Below are 616 nucleotides of genomic sequence, written 5' to 3'. Positions count from 1 at the left end.
TAACTTAAAGGAGGATGAATATGGTTAAGTACCACAGACCAAGAAAAATATTTTTAGATTTAGCAGTAACTTTAGATGGATTTATCGAAGGACCAAAAGGGGAGGTAGACTGGTGTATAATGGATCCCGATATGGATTTCAATAAGTTCTTAAATCAAATAGATACTATTTTATATGGAAGAAAAAGTTATGATTTATGGGGTCAATATAAACCTGATACAGAAAAAGAAATTTGGGGATCGGTCCACAGTAAAGAGAAATACGTGTTTTCAAAAACACGAAAAAAGTCCGAAAATAACGTTACATTTATAAATGAAAATATTGAGGAAGAAATAATCAAATTAAAGAATAAGCCTGGTAAAGACATTTGGCACTATGGTGGGGCAAGTCTAATTACAACCTTTATAAACTTAGGGCTTGTAGATGAATTTAGATTATCTGTTCACCCTATTATTTTGGGAGAAGGAAAACCCCTGTTTATTGACATTAAGCAAAGGGTAACGCTAAAACTGGTTGAAACAAAAAGGTTTTCCTCTGGTGTAGTTCAACTATGTTATCAGCATAACGAGAAGTGAAAATAAATCTATTTGTGAAATGATGTACTTAAACAAACGGG

The 616-nt window shown here is 32.5% G+C and carries 1 protein-coding gene; it reads left to right on the top strand.

All coding sequences use genetic code 11. From position 1 onward, the window contains the following. The first annotated feature begins 20 nt into the window (after positions 1 to 20). Entirely contained in the window at positions 21 to 575 is a 555-nt protein-coding gene (locus KP78_RS18380) for a dihydrofolate reductase family protein (protein ID WP_041091176.1), read from the top strand. Positions 576 to 616 lie beyond the last annotated feature (41 nt).

It is taken from the genome of Jeotgalibacillus soli (assembly GCF_000829435.1).
Lineage (GTDB): Bacteria > Bacillota > Bacilli > Bacillales > Jeotgalibacillaceae > Jeotgalibacillus > Jeotgalibacillus soli.
The sequence above is the reverse complement of the archived record's forward strand: the minus strand, read 5'-3'. Positions and strand labels throughout refer to the sequence as shown.

Coding starts and splice junctions, on each gene's coding strand:
- KP78_RS18380 (WP_041091176.1), top strand. CDS start 21: ATGGTTAAGTACCACAGACCAAGAAAAATATTTTTAGATTTAGCAGTA.